We start from the raw sequence: 26,061 nt of genomic DNA, 5'->3' as shown, positions 1-26,061 counted from the left end.
GGAAGGATTGCAGCCTATTGACCTTCCCATTACAGGAAGGGTTATCTTGTGAGTCGACACACATAAACGAGGATCAAATGTCAGATATCGCCCCCCTGCGTTTTGAGATTGATGGCATGTCCTGTGCAGGATGTGCGGGGCGTGCTGAACGTGCACTTTTGGCGATGCCCGGTCAAAGCTTTGCAAGTGTAAATCTTGCGACCAAAACCGGACAGGTTGTCCTGACCGATGCCCATGCGAGGGATATTCGTGACACGCTCAAGGGGGCAGGATATCCCGCGCTCGAAGACACCGTGACCCTCGACATTGCCGATATGAGCTGTGCGTCTTGCGCGGCACGCGTCGAGCAAGCCCTTTTGGCGCAATCGGCGGTATTGTCGGCACATGTGAACCTTGCCAATGAAACAGCACAAATTCAGATTTTGCGTGGCGCCATCGCGGCCACTGATCTGGCCCAAGTCGCAACCCAAACAGGATATGCATCGACCATACGAGACACTCAACGCATTGACCCGACCCAACAGGAATCCGCCAAAATCCACCAAGCGCGCAACACGTTCCTACTTGCGTTGGTGATGGCCGTCCCTGTGTTTGTGCTTGAAATGGGGGGGCATATTTTCCCTGCTTTTCATCACTGGGTGGCCCGCACGATTGGTCTGGACACCAGTTGGACGGTGCAATTTGTATTGACCACCTTGCTGTTACTAGGCCCCGGCCGTGTCTTTTGGATCAAAGGCATTCCACTTCTGATGCGCCGTACCCCCGACATGAACAGTCTTGTTGCATTGGGGTCTCTGGCAGCGTGGGGATATTCGACGACCTCGTTGTTTGCACCCGATGCGCTGCCCGCTGGGGCGCGGAATGTATACTTCGAAGCCGCCGCAGTGATTGTAACGCTTATTCTTTTGGGCCGCTGGCTTGAGGCGCGCGCAAAAGGCCGCACAGGTGCCGCCATCCGTAAACTGGTTGGACTTCAGCCCGCCACCGCGCGGGTCATACGTGACGGTCAACCTCGGGATATTCCCGTCGAACACGTCATCTTGGGCGACGTGCTCAGCCTGCGCCCAGGTGAGCGATTGGCAGTGGATGGCCGCGTGGAAAGCGGACAGTCCTATATTGACGAGAGCATGATCACGGGTGAACCCATGCCCGTGCTCAAAAGCATCGGATCTGACGTGTTTGGCGGCACGGTGAATGGCGATGGGGCACTGACCTATTGTGCCACAAAAATTGGTCGAGATACCATGTTGGCACGCATTATCGCCATGGTCGAACAGGCACAGGGTGCCAAACTTCCGGTGCAGGCGCTGGCCGATCGGGTTGTGTTGATCTTTGTGCCCGTGGTCATGGCAATTGCTGCGCTGGCGTTTGTAGGCTGGTTTGTTTTTGGCCCAGACCCCAAAGCATCTCATGCCCTTGTCGCGGCTGTCTCGGTGCTTATCATCGCCTGCCCTTGTGCGATGGGGCTTGCGACGCCAACGTCAATTATGGTGGGAACCGGACGCGCGGCGGAAATGGGCGTCTTGTTCCGAAAAGGCGATGCGCTTCAACGGTTAAGTGATGCCCGCGTTGTCGCCTTTGACAAAACCGGAACCCTGACCGAAGGCCGGCCGGAGCTGACGGAAATCCACGTCTTGCCGGACTTTGACGAGATCGATATTCTTGGCTTGGCGGCTGCGGTGGAAACCCAGTCAGAACACCCTATCGGCCGCGCCATTGAACGCGCCGCACAAGAACGAAATGCCCCTCGGCCCGATGTCTCTGACTTTGTCGCACATGCGGGGTTTGGCATCGAAGCCACGGTCAACGGCCAAACAGTCAGGATCGGAGCACGTCGGTTCATGGAACGCGAGGCCATCGCGGTCGATGCATTGGCTCAGCCTGCCGACACCATAGAAGCCAAAGGGCAAACCCCGTTCTATGTGGCGATTGACTCGCAAGTCACAGCAATTTTTGCTGTTGCCGATCGCCCCAGAAATTCCGCGCGGCAAACCGTAAATCACCTGCATGAGATGGGTATCAAGGTGGCCATGATCACTGGCGACGCTGCTGGTGCGGCGCACGCAATCGCGCAAGAGCTTGGCATTGATCATGTTCAGGCCAATGTCTTGCCCGAAGGCAAAGCCGAGGCGGTCCGCACGTTGCGCAATACATATGGTGATGTCGCCTTTGTGGGGGATGGCATCAACGATGCCCCAGCCTTGGCAACTGCGGATGTCGGCATTGCCATTGGCACCGGCACAGATATCGCCATCGAAAGCGCCGACGTTGTGTTAATGTCTGATAATCTTGACGGTGTCTTGAATGCGCTGGACGTGTCCCGCCACACGCTCCGCAACATACGGCAAAACCTGTTCTGGGCGTTTGCCTATAATGCCGCGCTTATTCCCGTGGCTGCCGGAGTGTTTTACCCACTGCTGGGATGGCAATTGTCCCCCATGCTGGGGGCCGGTGCTATGGCGTTGTCCTCTGTGTTTGTATTGTCGAACGCTTTGCGTTTGCGGCACCTGTCTCCGACCACTGAAAGGATGTCATGATGAATATCGGAGAGATTTCTGAACGATCCGGCCTCCCTGCAAAAACGATCCGATATTATGAAGATATCGGCCTTATTACACCGGATCGGTCTGAAAACGGATACCGGCTTTTTGGGGCGCAGGATTTGCATAAATTGACGTTCCTTGCACGCGCACGGGCGCTTGGATTTTCGATCGAAGACTGCCGGACATTGATGGCCCTGTACGAAGACGACACACGTGCCAGCGCCGACGTCAAACACGTCGCGATCCAGCACCTTCACCGGATCGAGGAAAAGATTGAACAGTTGCAATCCATGCGCCAAACCCTGTCACACCTCGTGTCGACCTGTGCAGGAGATAATCGTCCAGACTGTCCAATCCTCAAAGACCTTGCCACGGCCAAGCTCTAACACATCGCAACGACGGCATGGGTACATGTCATTTTGCGCCACAAGTTAGCGCAATCAGAGGCAACGACGTCACATTTACCGCTAACAGACACCCCATCGGGCGGTTTCCGGCTTTCCCATAGGAAACAAGCCTTCTATACCCCGCGCAAATTCTGCGAAAAGGGATAAGACATGACTGTCACTGTTGGTATTAACGGATTTGGCCGTATTGGTCGCTGCACTCTCATGCACATCGCCGAAACTGCGCGCGACGACGTCAAAGTCGTAAAGGTGAATGCAACCGGCCCGCTGGACACAGCCGCCCATTTGATCCGCTATGACTCGGTGCATGGCCGCTTCCGCAACGAGGTAAAAATTGGTGAAGGCACCATGGACCTTGGCGTCGGCGAAATGGAAATGTTTTCGACCTATAACATGGACGAGTTGGACTGGTCCGGCGTTGACGTGGTCATGGAATGCACGGGCAAATTCAACGACGGTGAAAAAGCCAAAGCTCACCTTGATCGCGGCGCAAAGAAAGTTCTGCTTTCAGCGCCGGGTAAAAACGTAGATCGCACAGTTGTGTTTGGTGTAAACGACGCGGAATTACTGGCGTCTGACACGATGATCTCGAACGGGTCTTGCACAACCAACTGTCTTGCCCCTGTTGCCAAGGTTCTGAACAACGCGTTCGGCATTGAATCAGGCATCATGACGACAATTCACGCCTATACCGGCGACCAACCGACATTGGACAGACGCCACAAAGATCTGTACCGCGCGCGGGCTGCAGCGATGTCGATGATCCCGACATCTACAGGTGCAGCCAAAGCCCTTGGCGAAGTTCTTCCCGAGCTCAAAGGCAAGCTCGACGGTTCCGCTATTCGTGTCCCAACACCAAATGTGTCTGCCGTGGACCTGACGTTTGTTGCCAAGAAAGACGTCACCGAAGCCGATGTGAACGCCGCCATGGCCGAAGCCGCCGCTGGCCCCATGAAAGGTGTTCTTGGATACAGCGAAGAGAAACTGGTTTCGATCGACTATAACCACTCGACCGAAAGCTCGATCTTTGCAGCAGAACAAACCAAAGTGATCGGCGGCCGTCTGGTGCGGGTTCTGGCGTGGTATGACAACGAATGGGGTTTCTCCTGCCGGATGGCAGATGTTGCTGCCAAGATGGGTAGCTTCTAAACAATCCTAGGTTTGTGAAATCTTGCGCCTCCGGTCGCTGTCAGGCATACCCAAGTATGTCGACAGCTTCCGGAGGCGCTTTCAGTATGACAAACCCGATCGCGGTATTTCTCGCAGTCGTGATTCTCACCGGTCTTGGGTATGATCTGGTGTTTATGGATGGGCAAAGCACGCTCATTCTGGCCAAAAAGTTTTTTGACCTTGTCGAATGGATTGCTTTCTGGCGCTAGTCCATACGCAGCCTGACTACCACGTCCCCAGACACACTTTTTTGCCAGTGCAGATAGACCTGATCCCCCGAGCCACCTTCTTCTGTTGTGACATAGGGCATCGTGTATTCGGCAGTATTGTTCGCGTTTTTAATTTTGCTGGTCATGACCACAGATTCTACGCTGCGGGCACGTCCCCCGAATGGGAGCTTCCCTGCACTATCTATAACCCACGTTTGATTGACCGAATTCTCTGAATGTTCAACGACCAGTGGGTTAAAGACCGGTGTTTCGACGGCATGGTATGTATTGCCCTCAAAAAGCACGTTCTTGCCTTTACGCATATCAAGATTAGCAAAGCTGGTATCCACATGATCGACCCGATCAATTGTCGTGCCTTTGATGCTGCGGAATTTGTTGCCGGTCACTGTCATGCCCGAGATATAGTGACCCGAACCATGGGGCTTGATCACCAGATAAGAAAACCACGGCGCGACATCTCCTGACAGAAACACATTGTCGGTGATACTGAGGGCGCTAAAGGAATATCCACCATTGAAATCGGGCGAACTTTCGTACTCGTTCGTCCATTCAATCGAACAATTGTCGACATAATTCCCGACAATTGTTGTCGAACAATGAGACTGTGTCAGCACGATACCTGCGGTGCGTACCCCGGCGGATTGGCCATCCCCCTGAAAAAAGTGATTGCCCGAGATCACAGCATTTGCCCCTCCCAACACGGCAAAATGGCGAAACTGACTGGCGCGATTGTTGCGAAGCTTGACGTCATTTGCGTTGGTGTTCAACACAACGGTTGTCCGGTCCTGTGCCGCCGTTCCCCCTTCTCGCGTGATAAACTGGCAGCGGTCAATCAACATGCCCTGACACCCTTCACCTGTCGACGTGATTCCGCGATCCCTTGGGCGCGTGATGAAACAATCCTTTAGGTGAAAAATCACGCCCGACGGCGCAAGCATGATGCCACTGGCCAAGGAATTGCACTGGAACTCGATATCCGACATCGAGAAGACACTCAGCTTTCGAAAGCCGCCAAAATCCATGAGGTACTTGAACCGCGTAAACGTATAGGTCTGCGTACCCTCAGCATCATACAGCGCATGGGTCAGCGTGACCTCTTGGGTCGCTTCATTTTTGGCATGCACATAGATTTCCCGACCAACGCCATTACCCGTAACCAGCGACCCGACCGCAATGTTCGCGACGTTCGCCACATTGCGCAGCAACCGCCCATCCGATGAATTATAGCTGGCAATGGATGTAGCAACATCGGGCTCCCAAGCGGAATCCCCCGTCACATAAAACTGGCCATTCCTGATATGGCGCCGCTGGGCATACTCATCCCGATTTGCCACAGCCGCCTGCATATCAATGGGTTCGGTGACTGTGATCCTGCGGCCACCCAAATCCAAAGACTCGTGATCCGCATTATTTAGCAGCGACTGGAACGCCTTTTTAAAGGCGAGTTCTTCATTTCCGAACGCGTCGATATAGGATGGCAGATCAAAATTTCGTGTCAAAGAAAGATACTTGTCGGTCGGCATAACCACCGTGCCTTCAAAACGTACCCGCGTCGAGAATGTAACGTTTTCCGCCAACCAATACTGACCAGCCGAGACAACGACTTCTCGGCCATTCGCAGCATCATTCGCCGCATCAAATGCGGCAGAGTCATCCGTGACACCATCCCCCACAGCACCAAAATCCCGCACATCAACCCAATCCATCATGTCGCGCAGATAGGCACTGGTGATGTCTTCGATCTGGATATCATCGATCCGTACCACGCCGCCCGAAGACCCGGTCAAATCCAAACCAAAGTGGCCGTAAACTGGGGTGCTCCCCCACACCATATCAACACCGCCGCGACCACCGCTGCCAATAATAGCGCTGACTTCAACAATTTCTCCATAAGATGTCAGCGTGACCGATGGGCCGGTTTCCGCTAGGCCGCTCACGTGAGAATGGCCGCCATTCCCCGCCCATGCCGCGATGCGCACCGACGGCAAATTGCCACTGATTGCCTTGATCCGCACCTTGACCCGCAAGTAGCACCCCGGAAGAAACGGCGTCTCTCCCATATACCGCAACTGTTGCACAGACGTGGTTTTCACCAGCTCCAGACACCCGCCAAAATCCTGATCGGACGGCACATAGGCTGCATTGACAGCATTGTCATATGTGTCTGATCCGGGTGTCCCGTCGCCACTTGACCACTGCGCCAGCCCCGCCGAAAACGCAGGTGGCATCAACAGCACTCCGTCGGTAATTGCCTTGTTCATGTGATCCCTTTCAACGTTACCCAAAGTGCCCTTGCGAAAACGGGCACCCACTTGTTGAAAAGGTCATACCAAGTCGGAATTAACGGGCGTTCACCCCACCGTAACGGTGGCGTTGCAGACATATGCGCAAAAGAAAAGCGCGCACCACAACTGGCACGCGCTTGATTTTCAACGTCAGGTCAATACCAGCTTAGAGCAGATCACCTGCCAACGCTTTGTCGATCAACGCGGCGGTTTCCTCGACACCATAAAGCGCTGCGAACCCGCCAAACCTTGGCCCCTGTGACGCCCCCAACAAAACCTCGTAGAGCGCCTTGAACCAATCGCGCAGGTTCTCAAACCCGTGTATTTTTCCCACTGCAAATACAATTGACTGGAGGAATTCGTCAGAGCCAAAATCGACCGCAGGCAACGCATCTTCATTCCCCATCTGGGCATTTTTGCGGGCAATCACATCCAATGCCTTGTCGCCGTCACGGAACGCTGCTGCCAATTCTTCGAGCGCGGCGCGCTCTTGATCGCTTGGCAGACGGAAAGTTTTTTCCGGTTCTACAAAGTCTTCATAGTACTTCAGTGCATATCCTGCGGCAGCATCCAAATCAGGGTGTGTTTCCGGCGATGCCTCGGGCGCATACCGCTGAATAAAGCCCCACAAGCCTTCTTTGTTCTTTGCCGAAGCCACCGACGCAAGGTTCAACAGCATTGAAAACGGTACCACCATATTCGACTGGGGCACATCGCCACCGTGAATATGCCAAACAGGGTTGTTCAATTGTGCCTTGATATCCTGTCCATGATACGCGCGCAGCTGCTGATGATATTCATCCATAGCTTTTGGGATCACGTCAAAATGCATCCGCTTGGCCGTCTTCGGCTTGAGATACATAAAATACGCGAGGCTCTCGGTCGAGGCATAGGTCAGCCATTCATCAATCGAAATACCATTTCCCGACGTTTTCGAAATCTTCTGGCCACCGGCATCCAAAAACAGCTCATAGGTGAAATGCTCTGGCGCACGCCAGCCAAGTATTCGACAGATACTGTCATAGATCGGCGTGTTGGTGCTGTGGTCCTTACCGTACATCTCGAAGTCGACTTGCAGCGCGGCCCAGCGCGCACCAAAATCCGGTTTCCACTGTAACTTAACATTCCCACCAGTGACCGGCAGCGTCCATTCTTTGCCATCTTCGTCGTCAAAGGTGATGGTGTATGTCTCGGCGCAAACTTTCTTCATCGGCACGTATAAAACACGCCCCGTCTCAGGATGGATCGGAAGGAAAATCGAATAGGTTTGGCGGCGCTCTTCGCGCAAACTTTTCAACATGACAGCCATCACGTCATCATATTTGTCTACTGCGCGCTTGAGCACCTCGTCAAACCGACCCGAATTGTAAAACTCCTGAGCCGAGTAAAATTCGTATTTAAACCCAAACGTGTCCAAGAACCGACGCAGCATTGCGTTATTATGGTGGCCAAAACTCTCGTGCGTGCCAAATGGATCTGGCACGGACGTCAGCGGCTTTTGCAGGTGTTCGTGCAGGCCTTCAGAATTGGGCACATTGCCGGGTACCTTCCGCATGCCATCCAGATCGTCGGAAAAACAAATCAGCTTGGTCGGAATGTCCGAGATCACCTCGAACGCGGTTTGGATCATGGTCGTGCGGGCAACCTCGCCGAAGGTCCCGATATGCGGCAGACCTGAAGGACCATAGCCAGTCTCAAACAGCACAAAGCCCTTTTCAGGGGGCTGCTTTGCATAGCGTTTGAGCACCCGGCGTGCTTCTTCAAAGGGCCAGGCTTTCGAAACGAGTGCAGCATCGCGCAGTTCAGACATGTCTCTCTCCAGAAATTAAGTTCACGCGCCTCTATAAACGCATGACCTTGGCTACCTATTGTGCTGTCGCAGCATGGTCAACAATTTCACCAAGTATCTCGCAAAATTCACCACAGAAACAGCTCAACTTTGGAAAAGCCCATTCATTTACGGGCCCCAGAGTAAATCGCGTGACCAACAGCCCCACGCACGGTAATGAAGAAGGCCCCGACACCGCCCCTGCTTGATGCAATATGCGGGCGGGATTGCGCCGGAATGTCAATATTCTATTGCCGCCCCCATGCGGTCCCCATAGGCTGGAATAAACCTTCTTAGAATAAGGACGCCAGCCGTGGCTCAAGACTCATCAAACCCGCTCACTCCTCAAGATTGCCTTGTGGCGGTGATGGTCGCCATTTCCGCATCGGATGAAAACATCCGCACCGCAGAGCTGGTCAAAATTCAATCTGCCGTGAACAATCTTCCAATTTTTGCAGAATATGACATCGACCGCATGAAACCCGTGTCTCAAACTGTATTTGACCTTTTTGAACAAGAAGACGGCTTGGCTGCGTTGTTTGGGCTTATCAGAGAAAGCCTACCTCAGAGGTTGACTGAGACAGCTTACGCTCTTGCGTGCGACGTTGCAGCGGCTGACGGAAAAATCCACGAGGATGAATTGCGTCTTCTCGAAGAAATTCGGTATGAGCTGGACATTGATCGCCTGCACGCTGCGGGTATCGAACGTGGCGCACGTGCGCGTCACATGCTCTAGGCATCCAGGACGCGGGCAAGACCGCTCCCCAGTCAAATAATTTGGCAAACCAAGGCTGCTAAGTCAGCGCGCCTTGGTTTGTTCGAACTTCTTACGCATTTCAGACTTGGGCATCTGAGCCACCTCGGCATGACGCGCACACCCCACAACGTGATTGTTGACCATACCCACCGCCTCCATAAAAGCGTACACGATCGTCGGGCCACAAAACCGAAACCCTTCTTTCTTCAAATCTTTCGAAATTTGTAGCGACAAAGGCGTCTGGGTCGGGACCTCGGATTGTGACCGCCACGTGTTCTGGCATGGTTGAAAATCAACATACTTCCACAAGAAATTGTCAAAGCCTTCGGCCTGCTGAATGCGCTGCCAGGCTTTCGCATTTCCGATCGTGGCCTCGATCTTGCCACGATGGCGCACGATACCCGGATTGTCGAGCAGCCGCGTGACATCATCTTCGGTCCATTCGGCAATATTATTGGGGTCAAACCCTTGAAATGCCTCGCGGAAATTATCTCGTTTTTTCAAGATCGTCAGCCAGCTTAGCCCGGCTTGAAACCCATCAAGAACAAGCTTTTCCCAAAGGGCGCGACTGTCATATTCCGGCACGCCCCATTCCAAATCATGATAGTCCACGTAAATGTCTTCTAGGCCAACCCAGCCACATCTTTCGCTCATAATTGCCCCAACGGTTAAGGTTTGCCTCAAACTGTCGATTTAAGAGATTGTTGATAAGTTTGGCGACATTCTGGCGCGGATTGCAATAGGAGCCAGAGATGGGCCGCCGTACTAAGAAAAGAGATCTTGCCGACATACCGCCCGGGCACCACACGCCACTGGACTATGCGCTCGCCTCCCGCGACACCAAAACGCTTGATATGGTCAAGGCGGCCATCATGCACAAACAAGTGCTCCTAGCCTATCAACCCATTGTGAATGCCGCAGATTTGAAAACCCCTGCGTTTTACGAGGGCCTTATTCGCGTGCTCGATGACACGGGGCGGATCATCCCCGCCAAGGATTTTATGGATACAATCGAGGACACGGAAATTGGCCGCCAGATGGACTGTCTCGCCCTAGAAACCGGGCTTGAAGCTTTGGCCAGATATCCGGCTCTGCGGCTTTCCATTAACATGTCTGCACGATCCATTGGATACCGGCGCTGGACCAAAAGTCTCGAGCGCGCGCTGGATGATCATCCGCATATTGCGGAGCGCCTCATTTTGGAAATTTCTGAAAAATCAGCGATGCATGTCCCCGAACTCGTGATCGACTTTATGGACGACCTTCAGGCCAAAGGCATTTCATTTGCATTGGATGATTTTGGATCAGGGTTTACGTCGTTCAAGTACTTCAAGGACTTCTTTTTTGACATCATCAAGTTCGATGGGCAGCTCACGCGCGATATTCACTTGGACCAGGAAAATCAGATCATAGCCGGCGGAATTTCAAATATCGCACGTAATTTGGATATGCTGACCATCGCCAGCCGTGTCGAGAGGCGCGAAGACGCTACAGTGCTTTCTGATCTTGGTTTCAACTGCTTGCAAGGTTTTCTATTCGGGGCTCCAACGGTCAAACCACCTTGGGAAAACCGCAAATCCAAGCGTTCAGCCGCATAACGGAATCCACATCGCCCAGACATGAGACACCCTGTCTGTTGTCGCAGTGCAGCAAATCCTCTATTTACCAATTGCAAGGCAGGAGGAGACACTTGCAATCTCCGACATTTATGAACACTTTTTGCCGGAATCTTTGGTAGAGGAAAAACATATGACTAACGTAGTGATTGCTTCGGCAGCCCGCACCGCCGTCGGCAGCTTTGGCGGTTCGTTCGCCAACACGCCCGCACATGATCTAGGCGCGACAATGCTGTCTGCACTGGTAGAGCGCGCTGGTATCGAAAAATCTGATGTGTCTGAAACCATCTTGGGTCAAGTTCTTACGGGGGGCCAAGGCCAAAACCCTGCGCGCCAAGCCCACGTCAACGCTGGCCTCCCGATCGAGAGCGCCGCATGGGGTATCAACCAAGTTTGTGGCTCTGGGCTTCGGGCCGTTGCCTTGGCCGCTCAGCACATCCAGTTGGGTGATGCCGCAATCGTGGCCGCAGGTGGTCAAGAAAACATGACTTTGTCTCCCCACGTTGCACATCTTCGGGCCGGTCACAAAATGGGCGATGTGAAATACATTGATTCCATGATCCGCGATGGTCTTTGGGATGCCTTCAACGGGTATCATATGGGCCAAACTGCTGAAAACGTCGCAAATCAGTGGCAGATCAGCCGCGACATGCAGGACGAATTCGCTGTTGCGTCGCAAAACAAAGCCGAAGCGGCTCAAAAAGCGGGCAAGTTCGTGGACGAGATTGTGCCATTCACTGTGAAAACCCGTAAGGGCGAGATCATTGTGGATGCAGACGAATACATCCGCCACGGGGCAACTATGGCTGCAATGCAAAAACTGCGACCAGCTTTCGCCAAAGACGGCTCGGTGACCGCTGCCAACGCCTCTGGCTTGAATGACGGTGCCGCTGGTGCATTGCTGATGACCGCCGAAGAAGCCGAAAAACGCGGTATCGAGCCGTTGGCCCGCATCGCGTCTTATGCAACCGCCGGTCTTGACCCGTCGATCATGGGCGTTGGCCCGATCTATGCATCCCGCAAGGCCCTCGACAAAGCGGGCTGGTCTGCATCTGATCTTGATTTGGTCGAAGCCAACGAGGCATTCGCTGCGCAAGCCTGCGCCGTGAACAAAGACATGGGCTGGGATCCAGCAATTGTGAACGTGAATGGCGGCGCCATTGCAATCGGCCACCCAATCGGCGCATCCGGGGCACGCATTTTGAACACCCTGTTGTTTGAAATGAAGCGTCGCGACGCGAAAAAAGGTCTCGCAACACTTTGCATCGGTGGCGGCATGGGTGTCGCTATGTGTCTTGAGCGCCCATAATTGGATGCATCAAAAAATTTCAAGAAGGGCGCCTTTTCGGTGCCCTTTTTTCATCTTTGATATCAAAAATTTACATGGATACCGGATAAAAGCTGCATTGCGGCAAATTGCGCACGCAACAATGTTGCACATTCCGGTAAACTTTCGTAACAGAATTACCAAGTACTAGGCCACACTGGAGGAAATCATGGCAAGAGTAGCACTCGTAACCGGCGGTTCACGCGGCATCGGTGAAGCAATTTCGAAACGTCTCAAAGCAGAGGGTTACACCGTAGCAGCAACATATGCGGGGAATGACGAAGCTGCAGCCAAATTTACCGAAGAAACCGGCATCAAGACGTACAAATGGAACGTCGCAAACTATGAAGACAGCGCTGCTGGCATTGCCAAGGTTGAAGCCGATCTTGGCCCCATCGAAGTAGTTGTCGCCAATGCTGGCATCACGCGCGATGCACCGTTCCACAAAATGACCCCTGAGCAGTGGCATCAAGTGATCGACACCAATCTGACAGGCGTGTTCAATACAGTACACCCGATTTGGCCTGGCATGCGGGAACGCAAGTTCGGACGCATTATCGTGATCAGCTCGGTGAACGGTCAAAAAGGTCAATTTGCTCAAGTGAACTATGCCGCGACCAAAGCTGGCGATCTTGGCATTGTAAAATCACTGGCCCAAGAAGGTGCGCGTGCAGGCATCACTGCAAACGCGGTTTGCCCGGGTTACATCGCGACAGAGATGGTCATGGCAGTCCCAGAAAAGGTCCGCGAGTCGATCATCAGCCAAATCCCAACCGGACGTTTGGGCGAGCCAGAAGAAATCGCGCGCTGCGTAGCGTTCTTGGCCTCTGATGACGCGAGCTTTGTAAACGGCTCGACCATTTCTGCAAATGGCGGTCAGTTCTTCTCATAAGCAGTCGCTTAGACGATCAATACCAAAGGCCGGCCACACATGTGGCCGGCCTTTTTGCCTCGTAAGAACTGTTGTTCAGCGGGGCGTCTCCGTAAGGACGCGCACGCCCAGCGGAAAAGAAATCATTTTTTTGATCCAGCGTCCCAAATTGACCAAAACCATCCCTCGCTCTTTGTGGGCATCTTGATAGGCTTGGCGAACGCGTACGCTGGAGGCTACTTCGATCATTGGGAACCCTTTCAGTTAACAAATCTAAACTGTTACCAAGATGCGCTTTTACTTTCATAAGGACAAACGAGACTTTTCATCACTTCAGTTAAGATATACTAATGTGAAATGACAGATCGACTGCCCCCCCTTACCGCGTTACGCGCTTTTGAAGTTGCCGCACGGCACATGTCCTTTGCACTCGCAGCCAGCGAGCTCAACGTGACCCCCGCGGCGCTGTCCTTTCAGATAAAATCGCTTGAAGAGCACCTTGGGAAACCTCTCTTTGTACGCCTAAACCGAGCGGTAAAGCTGACTGAAGCTGGGCGAATGTTGGCACCCGGCGCATCAGCCGGATTTACCGAACTCACAAAGGCATGGCGCATGACGCGCAGGCTGCAGGATAACGCAACGCTTACCGTCACTGCGGGCCCGGCGTTCACCGCCAAATGGCTTGCCCCGCGGCTCTACGAGTTTGCCCGAGCGCAACCTGACATCGATCTCAGATTTACGGCCAGCCTGCGGCTGATGGATTTTGTACAGGATGAAATTGACGTCGCGATTCGATTCGGAAATGGTCCCGATCCCGGGCTGTATTCCCGCCCCTTACGACAAGAATGGGTCACACCTGTGATGTCCCCTGAGATGGCGGCACAGTATCCAACACCATCAAGCTTGCGCAACGCGCCCTTGATGTTTGATAATTCCATCAACTTCTTGGACCCACCTTGCGATTGGACCACATGGTTTCGCGCTGTGGGCATGGACTACACGCCCACACATGGTGCGCATTTCTCACAAGCGGATCACGCAGTAGACGCCGCATTGGCAGGGGCCGGAATTGTCTTAGGTCGGCGCGCGATGGTGATCAAGGATCTGCACGAAGGGCGGCTTGTTGCACCATACAAGGTTGCACTTGGCCTTAAGGCCCACTTTCGCTTTCTGTGCCCTTTGGGGGCCGAAACCCGACCTCAGATAGCAGCATTCGAAAAGTGGATACTTGACGAAATTGACAAAACCGCATCAGTGTCAGACACCCTGCAGATCATTCCCATCGAAAACGTGAGTACCCCATGACGCGATCCTCAGCAACGCTTGTCGGTTTTTGCGCCGTATTACTGTGGTCGCTGCTCGCGCTGTTCACCGTTGGCACTGCCCCAACGCCCCCCCTTTTGCTGAATACGATCTGCTTTACGATTGGCGGCACCATTGGCCTGATCTGGACGATCCGCACAGGTCAGTTCTCAAAACTTAAGAACGTGAGCTGGAAAGTATATGCGTTCGGCACGGTTGGACTGTTTGGCTATCACGCCCTTTACTTTAGCGCCTTGCGTCTTGCGCCCGCCGCCGAGGCTGGCCTGATTGCATATCTCTGGCCGCTGCTCATTGTCTTGATGTCCGGCCTGCTGCCCGGTGAAACTTTACGCAAAGGACATCTTATGGGCGCCTGTCTCGGGTTTCTTGGCGCAGCCCTAATCATCCAAGGCGGCACAAGCACATTTAACCCCGACGCAATTCCTGGATACTTGCTGGCCATCGCCTGTGCGCTGACGTGGTCCGGTTATTCGGTGATCTCGCGCACCCTTGGTGCCATCCCAACCGAAACTGTCGCCGTGTTTTGTGTCGCAACAGCGATCTTGTCTGCGGGAATGCATCTGGCATTCGAAGACACCGTCTGGCCCATCGGCTTTGTTGGCTGGGCCTCAGCAATCGCACTCGGCCTTGGCCCAGTCGGACTGGCATTTTATGTCTGGGATATCGGTGTAAAACGGGGTGACATTCAACTTCTGGGGACTGCATCTTATGCAGCACCTTTACTGTCCACTCTCGTCCTTGTTGGGGTTGGTGTCGCTGAACCAAGCTGGACCTTGGCATTTGCAACCATATTCATTACTGGCGGCGCGATAATTGCCGCGCGCGCCAGCCTTAAAACAAATTAGGCAGTTACCGAAAGGCGCTCGATTTCTTCCTTGAGCTTGAGTTTCTGCTTTTTCAATTCCGCAATATCAAAATCGCTCGAACCAGGGGAACGCTGCTCGGTTTCGACTTGCGTCGAAAGGGCGTCGTGTTTCCGTTTCAGTTCTTCCAAATGCGAGCTCACGCTCATGGCAGTCCTCCTCAGAATGAAATTACCTCTGTAGTGCACCATACTTTTTGCGATCTGTCACGCGGCAACCGCATCAAATTTGTAACAGGTCGGTTTTCTGCCGATTGGTCGCAGGATTTGTCATAAATACGTTATCAACTGCCAGAGTCATCATTGGTGAGCCGCCCTGATTCTAATCGGGAAAGTTCAACGCAACACCGTCACGCAATATGGCCCGTAGCTGCGCGGTATAGCTCTCTTTGTCGCCATCATGATGCGTGCCTTCATGCATGCACACAGGAGCGTGCAACCGAAACGCCGCCCGCCCTTCTTTGCGCCCACGCACCAAAACCAACCCCGGATCACGCCCATGTCGGGATTGAAGCGGCATCACCTGAAGAGATCCAAGCCGCGATCCCATGGCCTCAAGCAGATCAGGCAACCTTTCGGCACGATGAATAAATGTGGCGTACCCACGCGGTTGTAATCGCTTGGCCGCAACCGCAACCCATTGATCCAACGAAGTGCGCTCGCCCATTGCCGTTTCACGCCCTTGGTCCGCCGCAGAAACACTTGCCGCGCGATCAAAATACGGTGGGTTCGCAATCACATGATCAAACCTCTTTTGACGTAGCTCTGTTGGTAAGCGCGCGAGGTCAGCAACATGCACATCCAATACCACATTGTTTTTCTGGGCATTTTCTTTGGCGAGCTGCGCATATTCCGATTGCAGTTCGACTGCGGCCACAGACAATCCGGGTACGCGGTGCGCCAAACACAGGACTGCAGTACCGACACCGCACCCAAGCTCAAGCACGGATTGACCGCACTTGGCAGGAATCGATGCCGCCAGCAAAACCGGATCCACCCCCGCGCGATACCCCTTGGCCGGTTGGCGGATCATCAACGCGCCATCCAGATAGGCATTCACCGTCGTGTCAGACATGTTCAACGCCCCAATGGAATGTCGTTGTCCACCATTACGATTTTGGCGCGGTCAATCAGGTCTTCATGCACCATCAAGCGCCGCGGAAAAATTCCGATAGAGCCTTCTAACACGCTCATATTTACGTCCATTTCAAAGCAGTCTATACCCTCCCCTCGAAGAAGGGCTGTGGCAAAGGCGATGATCGTCGGGTCGTTGCTACGCAAAAGTTCTTTCATGTTGGGGATGTAAAGGCAGGTCATGACAAATGTCGAGACCTGTGACGGGAGTGTGATGGGTCTGGATAAGTCAGCAACCAAGCCACATGAGGCGCTCAGCGCCGTGTTGGCAGAAGATATGGCCGCAGTGAACACATTGATCACTCAGCGGATGGCCAGCAAACATGCCCCCCGTATCCCCGAGGTTACGGCCCATTTGGTCGATGCCGGCGGCAAGAGATTGCGCCCGATGCTGACTTTGGCGGCGGCCAAACTCTGCGGCTATACGGGGCCTTTCCACATCCATTTGGCAGCTACGGTTGAATTCATTCACACCGCGACCTTGCTACATGACGACGTTGTTGACGAAAGCGGCCAGCGCCGCGGACGCCCCACCGCAAATCTATTGTGGGATAACAAAAGCTCCGTTCTGGTGGGGGATTACCTGTTTTCGCGCTCGTTCCAACTGATGGTAGAAACCGGAAGTCTGCGGGTTTTGGATATTCTCGCAAATGCCTCGGCCACGATCGCCGAAGGCGAAGTGCTTCAGTTGACCGCAGCGCAAGATTTGCGCACGGACGAGTCAATATATCTGCAGGTGGTTCGTGGAAAAACAGCGGCGTTGTTTTCCGCGGCGACGCAGGTTGGGGGCGTGATCGCTCAGGCAGACGAAGACTTCGTACAGGCGCTCTATGACTATGGCGATGCTCTTGGAATTGCATTCCAGATTGTGGACGACTTGTTGGATTACCAAGGCGATAGTGCCGTGACAGGCAAAAATATCGGCGATGATTTCCGCGAGCGCAAGCTGACGCTTCCTGTGATCAAGGCCGTCGCCAAGGCCGATGCTGAAGAGCGCGCATTTTGGGTTCGCACAATTGAGAAGGGCAAACAGGTCGAAGGCGATCTGGACCACGCCCTCAGCCTTTTGCATAAACATGACACGCTCTCGGCCACACGCCAAGATGCGATCGCTTGGGCGGACAAGGCAAAAGACGCCATCGCCCTCCTTCCGGATCATGACATTCGCAAAATGTTGGCTGATTTGGCTGACTATGTTGTGGCCCGCATAAGCTAACCTACAATTGCGTCATCGCAGGTTTACCCTAATCACCTATCGTAGGGTGGTCGGGGTCACCCACCACGCTGGATACGCCTCGGAAATCCGAGCCGCAGCTGATTTGGCCGCGCCAAGGTCGGGATATATCCCAAAGCACGTCGCCCCAGAGCCGGACATGCGCGCCAACAACGCGCCATCAAGCGCCTTTAACACATGACCAATTACCGGCTGAACATGCAATGCAGCGGCCTCAAGATCATTCCTTTGCGTTTCCAACCAAGCAGCGAGATCCTGCAACGCCGCACCTTCTGGCACCGTGTCCATTTTTGGGTTTGATTTGGATGTAAGCGTGCGGAAAACATCAGGCGTCGAGACGCTCACTCTTGGGTTCACCAGCACAGCAGGCAGCGGGGGCAAGCCATCCACAGCCGTCACACGTTCGCCAATGCCACACATCGTTGCAGCGCGCGCCAATAGGCACACCGGCACATCTGCGCCCAACGACAACCCGCGATCGCTCGGAATTCTTGCGCCAGACAAATCCGACAACAGTCGCATTGCCGCCGCCGCGTCAGAGGACCCACCGCCGATACCCGCTGCCGCAGGCAGGTGCTTGTCCAAGGTAAACCTAGCGGACGCATCCATGGTCTGTGCAGCTCGCAGGACAAGATTGCGCGCGTCTGTCGGCACACCCTCAGCCATCGGCCCCTGAACACGTAAGCAAGGTGTGTCTCGGTCTGTACCTAACTCAGCAAACAGTACATCGCCCACATCGGCAAACACCACCAGCGACTCAAGCAGATGATATCCGTCTGGTCTCTGTCCGGTCACATGAAGCGTCAAGTTGACCTTTGCCGGCGCAAAAGCCCTAGCCTTCATCGGCGACCTTCAACGGGTCAGATCCCTCTTCAGAGAGCACTTGGTCCAGTCCGACCTCAAGCTTTCGGCGAATACGGTCTGGTTTTGCCTCTTCCGCTGATTCATCATCGACAAAGGATAACGCACGCTTCCATTGGAACTGCGCCTCAAGGTGACGCCCGACGGCCCAGTATGCATCGCCGAGATGATCATTCACCACCGGATCAACAGCCATCAGTTCTGTTGCACGCTCAAGCTGGTCCACAGCTTCGTCATACCGACCTAAACGGTACAGAACCCATCCAAGGCTATCGACGATATACCCGCTGTCTGGGCGCGCCGCCACGGCACGTTCAATCATCGACAGCGCTTCATCCAGTTTCACCTGTTTTTCAACGAGCGAATAGCCCAAATAATTCAGCACCTGAGGTTGCTCGGGATTCAATTCAAGCGCTTTGCGAAAATCTGCTTCGGACTGTTCCCAATTCCCCAGACGCTCGTGAGAAATGCCGCGTGCATACAAGATAAACCATTGATTGTGATTGGGTTTTTCAAACAACGCAAACGCGCGATCATACGCTTGCACTGCCCCAGCAAAATCATTCTTCTGACGCAATAAATCACCCAGACTTGAATGAACCAAAGGTTGGTCACCATGCGTGCGTGCCAATTGTTCCAGCACTTCAATGGCAGAATCCAGTTTACCAGCTTGGCGCAATGCTTCTGCGCGCCCGAGTTCCGCCGCATGAAACGACGGATGGTCGGCTGGGACACGTTTATATGCAGCCGTCGCAAGATCAAATTGGCCAAGCTGTTCAAGCAATCCGGCACTCAGCAGCAGAGCCTCGAAATGGTCTGGTCGCAGATATTCAGCGACACGTGTGTACAGCAAGGTATAGTCGGGATTTGCTTCCCGCTCGAGAGCACCAGCCAGAGAGTAATAGACCTCTGCCATGCCGTCTTGAGCACCGCGCACATGGGTAAACGCGAGCGTCTCACCCGCCACCAGCTTGGTGTGAATAATTTTCAGATCGGGATCGAGATCCCCCTGAAATACATCATCCATCAACTTGAGCGCTTCGTCGTTTCGATCAAGCTGGCTTAGAATTTCAGCCAGAGCCATCACCGCCCGCCGAGTGAGCTGAATTGCACTGCCGCTTTTGTCAGAGTAGATCGCCTCGGCGCCTTCAAAATCCCCCACAGATGCAAGCGCAAGAGCACGGTGATAGCTCGCAAACCCTGCTAGGCCGGGTTGTTCTGAAACCGCATCAAAGGCCTTTAGCGCATTTGACATGTCTCCATTTCCAATGTGCGCCCACGCCGTCATCAGGCCATCAACAAGCTCGCTCACGCCCTGCCCGCTCTCGATGCTGTCCAACAGGGCTTCATACCGCCCATCTTTGATCAACCCAGCCGCCAGTACCATTCTGGCAAGTTGGCTTTCCAAGCCATCGGTTTCCATCTTGCGCGCAATCGGAATAGCCGTATCGATCTGCCCCAACGACAGATACGCCAAAACAGCGCTTTCCAAAATTTTCGGGTTCGACGGGTCGCGCGTCAAGGCTCGGGTAAAGTACTCTGCGGATGCAGTATAGTCGCTGTTCATACTGGCCTGCCGCGCGGCAAGATACGCACCAGACAGCCCTTCGGCTTGCGCCGGGAGTGTCAGAGTTGTCAGCACGACTGACAACGTCAACTTACGAAGAAAAGAAACGGCCACACGAGGCTCCTCAAAACAATCTCTTGTTCAGGAAGGTAGTGCGCAAAGGTCGGACACGCAATGGGGCGCCCCGAAGGCCGCCCCATAGTTTTAGACAATTTGCAGTGAGCTCATCACATATTTGGATAGTTCGGACCGTCGCCACCCTGTGGTGTCACCCAAGTGATGTTCTGGCTCGGGTCTTTGATGTCGCAGGTTTTGCAATGCACGCAGTTTTGGAAATTGACCACAAAACGCGGATCTTTGCCTTCTTCTTCGACCACCTCATAGACCCCAGCCGGGCAATAGCGCTGCGCAGGTTCTGCATATTTCGGCAGGTTCACATTCACCGGAATACTCGGGTCAGCCAATTGCAGGTGGCAAGGTTGGCTTTCTTCGTGGTTGGTCATTGCAAAGCTGACGTTGGTCAAGCGATCAAAAGACAGCTTGCCATCCGGCTTTGGATAATCGATCGGCTTGAATTTATCCGCCGGTTGCGTCGCATCCGCATCGTTCTTGCCGTGTTTGAGAGTTCCAAACAGCGAAAAGCCCAATGTGTTGCACCACATATCAAAGCCGCCCAATACAGTGGATGCCATCATGCCCCATTTGGACCACATCGGCTTGATGTTGCGCACCTTCTTAAGGTCTTTACCGATGGCGCCTGTGCGTACTTCGACCTCGTACTCAGGCAATTCATCGCCGGAACGCCCATCTTTGATCGCATCAAAGGCAGTTTCTGCCGCCGCGATACCCGACAACATCGCGTTGTGGTTGCCTTTGATTCGCGGAACGTTGACCATCCCAACCGAACACCCAAGCAGTGCTCCGCCCGGGAAGGTCATTTTTGGCATGGATTGATATCCGCCCTCGGAAATGGCACGCGCGCCGTAAGCAACACGTTTCCCACCCTCAAGCAGATCCGCAATCATCGGGTGATGCTTGAACCGTTGGAATTCCATATATGGGAACAGGTATGGGTTCTTATAGTTCAAGTGCACAACAAATCCGACGTACACCTGATTGTTGTCCAGATGGTACACAAACGACCCACCGCCAGCGTTGCTACCCAAAGGCCAGCCCATTGTGTGGGTCACAGTTCCCTCGCGGTGCTTGGCGGGGTCGATCTCCCAAATCTCTTTCATGCCAAGACCGAACTTTTGTGGTTCTTTGCCAGCTTGGAGATCGTATTTGGCGATAATTTCTTTCGCGAGGCTGCCGCGCACACCTTCCGAAATGAACACATATTTGCCGTGCAGCTCCATGCCCGGTTCATAGTTCGCGCCCATCGTACCGTCAGCTTCTTTGCCAAACTCGCCTGCCACGACGCCTTTGACTTCGCCGTTGTCGCCAAAGATCAATTCGGAACATGCCATGCCCGGGAAAATTTCGACGCCCAGTTCTTCAGCCTGTTCGCCCATCCAGCGACAGACGTTCGCCATCGACACGATATAGTTGCCGTGGTTGTTCATCAAAGGCGGCATAGGGAAGTTTGGAATACGGACTTCTCCGCCTTCACCTAGCATATAAAAATTGTCTTCCTTGACTGGCACGTTCAAAGGCGCGCCTTTGTCTTTCCAATCCGGGATCAGCTTGTCCAGACCAGATGGGTCCAGCACAGCGCCTGAAAGGATATGCGCCCCAACTTCGGACCCTTTTTCAAGAACAACGACTTCCAGATCAGCATCAAGTTGCTTCAGTCGAATCGCAGCGGACAATCCAGCAGGACCTGCACCTACGATAACTACGTCATACTCCATGGCTTCGCGTTCGATCTCGGACATCCGGCTTCCTTCCTAAAGTGGCTGGGAAATAAAGTTTCGCAGTTGCTAGCCTAGGTTAAAACAAAACGTCAATCGTAACACGACGGCAAATTGACCAAAAACGTAAGTTCAGCCTGATTTTTGCGGATTAGCGCTTGCATTATGCCTGACCACTTGCTTTTGGAAGGGCGCTCGGGGCACTCTGAGACAAAGATGAAAACAATGACAGACCGCACCCTTTCCGGCGCGGTCTTGGACGATCGGGACAGACCCATGGAAAAGATACCAATGACACGCGCCGGCTTTACGGCGCTCGAAGTAGAATTGAAGCAGCTCAAAACTGTTGAACGTCCGGCCATCATCAGTGCCATCGCCGAAGCGCGTGAGCACGGCGATCTTTCTGAGAATGCGGAATACCATTCAGCTCGGGAAAAGCATTCCTTTATCGAGGGCCGCGTCAAAGAATTGGAAGGCGTGATCTCACTGGCCGAAGTCATTGATCCAACCTCGTTGTCGGGCACCATCAAGTTCGGAGCCACCGTCACATTGGTCGACGAAGACACAGACGAAGAAAAGACCTGGCAGATCGTTGGCGAACACGAAGCAAGCGTGGAACACGGGCTTTTGAACATCAAATCTCCGATTGCCCGTGCCCTGATCGGCAAAGAAGAAGGCGATAGCGTCGAAGTGCGTACGCCCGGCGGGCAAAAGAGCTATGAGGTACTAACCATCGCCTACGTCTAGGGCGCAGATGGAGCAGGACAAGTTATGACCGAGGACAGCGACAGCCGGCCCACCCCACTTGGCATCTACGAGAAACCCGACCGCCCTCAGGTGACCGGGATCGAAATCGTGGCCCTTACGGTCAGCGTCATCTGGCTGGCCGGAACTGCGATGTTCTTTATCGTCTTGGGTCCTGAGACTGGCGAGGTCGACTCGCTCCGCTTTGTCATGACAATGCTTGCGATTTTCTTGCCGGTTGCGATGATCTGGGTCGCCGCGACTGCTGCTCGGTCCTCTCGCGTTATGCGCGAAGAGAGCCAACGACTTCAGGCCGCGATTGATGCCATGCGCCGAACCTATGTGGCCCAGACCCAAGGTCAGCAACCCAAAGGCGCAGAACCTTCTGTGTCCAGAAAACTTGACGAGATCGCAGCGGCCCAGCGCAAGACGGAAACCGCGCTGGCAACTTTTTCGACGTCGCGCGACACAGGCGGTATCCGTAAGGCACCCGTGGTTGAGCCCATCGCCGAAGACGCCGAAGATCAGGGGCTCTTGGCGCTTGGCACCCCAGCCGAGGACTTAACGCCACCGCTGGCGCGTAAAGATTTTATCAGTGCGCTGAATTTCCCAGAAAACGCCGAGGACAAGGCTGGCTTTGCTGCTCTGCGCAAAGCGTTGAAAGATCGACAGGCATCTCAACTGATTCAAGCCGCACAGGATGTGCTGACGCTATTGTCCCAAGACGGCATCTATATGGATGACTTGCGCCCAGATCTGGCGCGTCCTGAAATTTGGCGCGGCTTTGCCAACGGCGAACGTGGTCGCGTGATTGCACAGCTTGGCGGCATTCGGGATCGCTCGTCTTTGGCACTGGCAGCAGGCCGGATGAAGCAAGACCCGATTTTTCGGGATGCCGCGCATCATTTCTTGCGCAGGTTTGACAAGACGTTTGTGGAATTTGAACAAACGGCATCAGACGCTGATATCGCAGATCTCTCTGATACACGCACGGCCCGCGCCTTTATGCTGCTTGGCCGCGTGGCCGGTATTTTTGACTAGGCGCGCAATCTAAATGCCAAAGCTTGCGTAAGGATAATACCTGACCAAGTCCCCATGCGTGACCTCAAGTGCGTGATCGGGTAACTCGACCAGACCCTCGGCCCATGACAGGCCACTAATCCGGCCCGATCCTTCCGACGCGAAAATCTCCACCATGCCATTGCTAATACGGGCCCTCAGATATTCGCGCCGCCCGGCCTTTTTGGTTTTTACAAAGTTCGCCGGAACGTCAAAGCCCTGAGGGTGTTGCCATCCCTGCCCCGCCAAAACCCCCATCGCAGGGCACGCGAACACCAATGTACACACCAAAGCCGCAACAGGATTCCCCGGAAGGCCAAACACAGCGGTATCATTCCACACCCCAAGCGCCAACGGACGCCCCGGTTTGATTGCCAACCGCCAAAGCGACATCGCGTTACGCTCGTTTAACAGGGCAGACAGATGGTCCTCGTCGCCTGCAGAGGCCCCACCAGATGTCAAAATCACATCAGCCTGCCCCGCCGCTTGATCGAGAAACGCCGCAAGCTTGGTGCGATCATCCGGTGCGCGGCCCAAATCGACGGCGTCAAACCCCAAACGCGCGATCAGCGACAACAGCATAGGCCGGTTTGCGTCATATATTTGATCAGCACGCACATCCTGCCCCGGTGAAGCCAGTTCGTCCCCCGTTGACAGGACGGCAACCCGCAATGTTTTGTACACAGCAACATGCGCTATTCCCGTTGCCACACAAAGCGCAACATCGGTCGGGGACAACTTGCGCCCTTTCCGCAAAATGACGTCAGATTTCTTGACGTCTTCACCGGCTTTGCGCGTGTTGGCACCGACCTTTAGCGGCCCATGAAATGCAATCGCCGTGCCATCGCTGGTGACATCTTCTTGCAAAATGACGGTATCCACACCAGCCGGAAGCGTCGCGCCGGTCAACACCCTCACAGCATGTCCTTGCTCAAGCACGCCGTCAAAGGGTGCCCCGGCAGCAGATCTTCCGTTCATCAAAGGCACGACCTGTGGTCCGTCCACAATATCGACAGAGCGCAATCCATACCCATCCACTGCGGTATTTGGCTGTGGCGGGTTGGACCTTTGGGCAACAACATCACTGGCCAAAATCCGATACGCGGCTTGGTCAATCGCCACATTTTCGACGTCACACACCGGATACAGACGCGCACGTAACATCTCGTGTGCATCTTTGACCGAGGTCCAATGCGTTCCTGCAGGCAACGCAAAACAATCATCTTGCAGGGGTGGTGGCGTCAACGTCATAAGCCGACCTCGTTGAGGATAAAATTGGCGATCTGAATTGTGTCATCCAGATCAAACACAGGCCGATCAATATCGATCGGGCAATCGGATGCGATCGCAACAATCGTTTTATCGCCCTCTGCAATCAGAGGATTGTTTGCAACAGCCCGAAAGGCTTCGATCTTGGGGTGTGGTTCACGCTTATAGCCTTCGATCAACACCAGATCGACGGGTGATAGTTTCTGCAGCAACTCTTCGAGCGCAGGTTCCGGTGCTCCACGTTGTTCGCTCATCAGGGCCCACCTGTGCTCTGATACCAACAGAACCTGCGACGCGCCCGCCTCGCGGTGGCGATAGCTATCCCGTCCGGGATGATCGACATCAAAGGAATGGTGCGCGTGCTTAAGCGTCGATACCCGCAAACCACGCGATGTGATCTCAGACACAAGCCGCTCCATCAGGCCGGTTTTGCCTGCATTCTTCCATCCGGTAACACCAAAGATTTTCATCCCGCACCCTTTGCAAATGCACGCGCCTGTTCCAATTCGACCGGCGTGTTCACATTGAAAAACGGATCCAGTCCGAAATTTGGGAACACCGCTGTCGCCGCATTATAGGAATCGGTCCACAGAACCACTTTGCGCAGCCCACCTATTAGGGCCGCGCGCAGGTCGTCGCGCAGTGCAACCGGCCACAACCCAAATGTCGGCTGACGCCAGAGTTTCCCCGTGTCAGGGTCGCGGCTTGCGGCCAAGGCAATGGCTGGATCACGGTCTTGTGCGGCCAGAACAAGCTGTGGCACCAGATCACATGGGAAAAACGGGGTATCTGCCGCTGCCGTCACAATGTGCGCAGCCCCTTGCGATGCGGCCCAATCCAATCCAGCCAACACCCCGGCCAAAGGACCAGGGTAATCGGAAATCGTATCGGGCAAGACAGGCAAGTTCGTATCGGAAAATCGTCCGGCGTCGCCGTTTGCATTGATCGCCACGCTTGCAACTTGCGGCTCTAACCGGTCAATAACATGCCGCAAAATCGATTGGCCATTCAGATCAAGAAGCCCTTTATCTCCGCCACCCATTCGAGACGAGAGACCTCCTGCAAGGATCACTCCAACTGGCTGCTGCATGGATTTGGCTTTCCTAATTGTATCCCCAGAC

Annotated in this window: 25 protein-coding genes; 13 read left to right on the top strand and 12 right to left on the bottom strand. The window is 54.1% G+C overall.

Annotated features, from left to right (window positions below):
- The first annotated feature begins 77 nt into the window (after positions 1–77).
- The 4 genes from FAP39_RS00355 (at position 78) to FAP39_RS17450 (ending at position 4,329) form a co-directional block, all read left to right on the top strand.
- On the top strand, positions 78–2,537 hold the full coding sequence (locus FAP39_RS00355) for a heavy metal translocating P-type ATPase (RefSeq protein ID WP_138014376.1): 2,460 nt from the start codon (positions 78–80) through the stop codon (positions 2,535–2,537).
- Positions 2,537–2,929: a Cu(I)-responsive transcriptional regulator gene (gene cueR, locus FAP39_RS00350; protein WP_138014375.1), complete on the top strand. Its 393-nt coding sequence runs from the start codon at positions 2,537–2,539 to the stop codon at positions 2,927–2,929. Before FAP39_RS00355 ends, cueR begins: the two co-directional genes overlap by 1 nt.
- Positions 2,930–3,100: 171 nt before the next feature.
- Positions 3,101–4,099: a type I glyceraldehyde-3-phosphate dehydrogenase gene (gap, locus tag FAP39_RS00345; RefSeq protein ID WP_138014374.1), complete on the top strand. Its 999-nt coding sequence runs from the start codon at positions 3,101–3,103 to the stop codon at positions 4,097–4,099.
- 86 nt (positions 4,100–4,185) lie between these two features.
- Positions 4,186–4,329, top strand: a complete 144-nt coding sequence (locus FAP39_RS17450; protein ID WP_171006747.1) for a hypothetical protein — start codon at positions 4,186–4,188, stop codon at positions 4,327–4,329.
- On the opposite strand, the gene FAP39_RS00340 is transcribed toward FAP39_RS17450, so the two are convergent.
- Together FAP39_RS00340 and FAP39_RS00335 are read right to left on the bottom strand one after the other, a co-directional pair.
- Complete coding sequence (locus tag FAP39_RS00340; protein WP_138014373.1) at positions 4,326–6,611, bottom strand: glycosyl hydrolase family 28-related protein; 2,286 nt, start codon at positions 6,609–6,611, stop codon at positions 4,326–4,328. The two genes, FAP39_RS17450 and FAP39_RS00340, sit on opposite strands and share 4 nt — an antisense overlap.
- Before the next feature lie 190 nt (positions 6,612–6,801).
- The gene (locus tag FAP39_RS00335; RefSeq protein WP_138014372.1) at positions 6,802–8,445 is read right to left on the bottom strand and encodes a lysine--tRNA ligase; all 1,644 of its coding nucleotides are present in this window, start codon (positions 8,443–8,445) and stop codon (positions 6,802–6,804) included.
- A 385-nt stretch (positions 8,446–8,830) separates the two neighbouring features.
- On the opposite strand from FAP39_RS00335, the gene FAP39_RS00330 reads away from it, so the two are divergent.
- On the top strand, positions 8,831–9,199 hold the full coding sequence (locus FAP39_RS00330) for a tellurite resistance TerB family protein (protein ID WP_425471386.1): 369 nt from the start codon (positions 8,831–8,833) through the stop codon (positions 9,197–9,199).
- Positions 9,200–9,262: 63 nt separating this feature from the next.
- On the opposite strand, the gene FAP39_RS00325 is transcribed toward FAP39_RS00330, so the two are convergent.
- Positions 9,263–9,874, bottom strand: coding sequence for a DNA-3-methyladenine glycosylase I (locus FAP39_RS00325; RefSeq protein WP_138014370.1), 612 nt, complete (start codon positions 9,872–9,874; stop codon positions 9,263–9,265).
- A 98-nt stretch (positions 9,875–9,972) separates the two neighbouring features.
- Here FAP39_RS00325 and FAP39_RS00320 point away from each other — a divergent pair, with 98 nt between their 5' ends.
- The 5 genes from FAP39_RS00320 to yddG all read left to right on the top strand — a co-directional run bounded on the left by FAP39_RS00320 (position 9,973) and on the right by yddG (position 15,202).
- Positions 9,973–10,818, top strand: coding sequence for an EAL domain-containing protein (locus tag FAP39_RS00320; protein WP_138014369.1), 846 nt, complete (start codon positions 9,973–9,975; stop codon positions 10,816–10,818).
- Between the two features lie 151 nt (positions 10,819–10,969).
- Positions 10,970–12,145, top strand: coding sequence for an acetyl-CoA C-acetyltransferase (locus FAP39_RS00315; protein ID WP_138014368.1), 1,176 nt, complete (start codon positions 10,970–10,972; stop codon positions 12,143–12,145).
- 187 nt (positions 12,146–12,332) lie between these two features.
- On the top strand, positions 12,333–13,055 hold the full coding sequence (gene phbB, locus FAP39_RS00310) for an acetoacetyl-CoA reductase (RefSeq protein ID WP_138014367.1): 723 nt from the start codon (positions 12,333–12,335) through the stop codon (positions 13,053–13,055).
- Positions 13,056–13,391: 336 nt separating this feature from the next.
- On the top strand, positions 13,392–14,339 hold the full coding sequence (locus FAP39_RS00305; RefSeq protein ID WP_138014366.1) for a transcriptional regulator GcvA: 948 nt from the start codon (positions 13,392–13,394) through the stop codon (positions 14,337–14,339).
- Positions 14,336–15,202 (top strand): aromatic amino acid exporter YddG, encoded by an 867-nt coding sequence (gene yddG / locus FAP39_RS00300; RefSeq protein WP_138014365.1) that lies wholly within the window; start codon positions 14,336–14,338, stop codon positions 15,200–15,202. The genes FAP39_RS00305 and yddG overlap by 4 nt, the downstream gene beginning before the upstream one ends.
- On the opposite strand, the gene FAP39_RS00295 is transcribed toward yddG, so the two are convergent.
- The 3 genes from FAP39_RS00295 to FAP39_RS00285 form a co-directional block, all read right to left on the bottom strand.
- Positions 15,199–15,369 carry a YdcH family protein gene (locus FAP39_RS00295; protein WP_138014364.1) on the bottom strand — a complete coding sequence of 57 codons (171 nt, stop codon included), beginning with the start codon at positions 15,367–15,369 and terminating at the stop codon, positions 15,199–15,201. The genes yddG and FAP39_RS00295 overlap by 4 nt on opposite strands.
- Before the next feature lie 172 nt (positions 15,370–15,541).
- Entirely contained in the window at positions 15,542–16,294 is a 753-nt protein-coding gene (locus FAP39_RS00290; RefSeq protein WP_138014363.1) for a tRNA1(Val) (adenine(37)-N6)-methyltransferase, read from the bottom strand.
- A 2-nt stretch (positions 16,295–16,296) separates the two neighbouring features.
- The gene (locus FAP39_RS00285; protein ID WP_138014672.1) at positions 16,297–16,512 is read right to left on the bottom strand and encodes a putative signal transducing protein; all 216 of its coding nucleotides are present in this window, start codon (positions 16,510–16,512) and stop codon (positions 16,297–16,299) included.
- 55 nt (positions 16,513–16,567) lie between these two features.
- On the opposite strand from FAP39_RS00285, the gene FAP39_RS00280 reads away from it, so the two are divergent.
- A complete protein-coding gene (locus tag FAP39_RS00280; RefSeq protein ID WP_138014673.1) occupies positions 16,568–17,569 on the top strand; it encodes a polyprenyl synthetase family protein in 1,002 nt (333 codons plus the stop codon).
- Positions 17,570–17,605: 36 nt separating this feature from the next.
- Here the strand turns inward: FAP39_RS00280 and FAP39_RS00275 are convergent, their stop codons facing one another.
- The 3 genes from FAP39_RS00275 to FAP39_RS00265 form a co-directional block, all read right to left on the bottom strand.
- Positions 17,606–18,430: a 4-(cytidine 5'-diphospho)-2-C-methyl-D-erythritol kinase gene (locus FAP39_RS00275; protein WP_138014362.1), complete on the bottom strand. Its 825-nt coding sequence runs from the start codon at positions 18,428–18,430 to the stop codon at positions 17,606–17,608.
- Positions 18,420–20,129 (bottom strand): tetratricopeptide repeat protein, encoded by a 1,710-nt coding sequence (locus FAP39_RS00270; protein WP_246058888.1) that lies wholly within the window; start codon positions 20,127–20,129, stop codon positions 18,420–18,422. The genes FAP39_RS00275 and FAP39_RS00270 overlap by 11 nt, the downstream gene beginning before the upstream one ends.
- 113 nt (positions 20,130–20,242) lie before the next feature.
- On the bottom strand, positions 20,243–21,892 hold the full coding sequence (locus FAP39_RS00265; RefSeq protein ID WP_138014361.1) for an electron transfer flavoprotein-ubiquinone oxidoreductase: 1,650 nt from the start codon (positions 21,890–21,892) through the stop codon (positions 20,243–20,245).
- Positions 21,893–22,144: 252 nt separating this feature from the next.
- Here FAP39_RS00265 and greA point away from each other — a divergent pair, with 252 nt between their 5' ends.
- Together greA and FAP39_RS00255 are read left to right on the top strand one after the other, a co-directional pair.
- On the top strand, positions 22,145–22,615 hold the full coding sequence (gene greA / locus FAP39_RS00260; protein WP_138014360.1) for a transcription elongation factor GreA: 471 nt from the start codon (positions 22,145–22,147) through the stop codon (positions 22,613–22,615).
- Between the two features lie 24 nt (positions 22,616–22,639).
- Positions 22,640–23,653 (top strand): hypothetical protein, encoded by a 1,014-nt coding sequence (locus FAP39_RS00255; RefSeq protein ID WP_138014359.1) that lies wholly within the window; start codon positions 22,640–22,642, stop codon positions 23,651–23,653.
- 9 nt (positions 23,654–23,662) lie between these two features.
- On the opposite strand, the gene FAP39_RS00250 is transcribed toward FAP39_RS00255, so the two are convergent.
- The 3 genes from FAP39_RS00250 to mobA are packed head-to-tail and all read right to left on the bottom strand — an operon-like array spanning position 23,663 to position 26,030.
- Positions 23,663–24,922, bottom strand: a complete 1,260-nt coding sequence (locus tag FAP39_RS00250) for a molybdenum cofactor synthesis domain-containing protein (protein ID WP_138014358.1) — start codon at positions 24,920–24,922, stop codon at positions 23,663–23,665.
- Positions 24,919–25,410: a molybdopterin-guanine dinucleotide biosynthesis protein B gene (gene mobB / locus FAP39_RS00245; RefSeq protein WP_138014357.1), complete on the bottom strand. Its 492-nt coding sequence runs from the start codon at positions 25,408–25,410 to the stop codon at positions 24,919–24,921. The genes FAP39_RS00250 and mobB overlap by 4 nt, the downstream gene beginning before the upstream one ends.
- Positions 25,407–26,030: a molybdenum cofactor guanylyltransferase MobA gene (gene mobA / locus FAP39_RS00240; protein WP_138014356.1), complete on the bottom strand. Its 624-nt coding sequence runs from the start codon at positions 26,028–26,030 to the stop codon at positions 25,407–25,409. The genes mobB and mobA overlap by 4 nt, the downstream gene beginning before the upstream one ends.
- Between the last annotated feature and the right edge of the window lie 31 nt (positions 26,031–26,061).

The sequence above is a fragment of the Shimia litoralis genome (assembly GCF_005518135.1).
Lineage (GTDB): Bacteria > Pseudomonadota > Alphaproteobacteria > Rhodobacterales > Rhodobacteraceae > Shimia_E > Shimia_E litoralis.
This window is presented reverse-complemented; position numbering and strand designations above follow the sequence as displayed.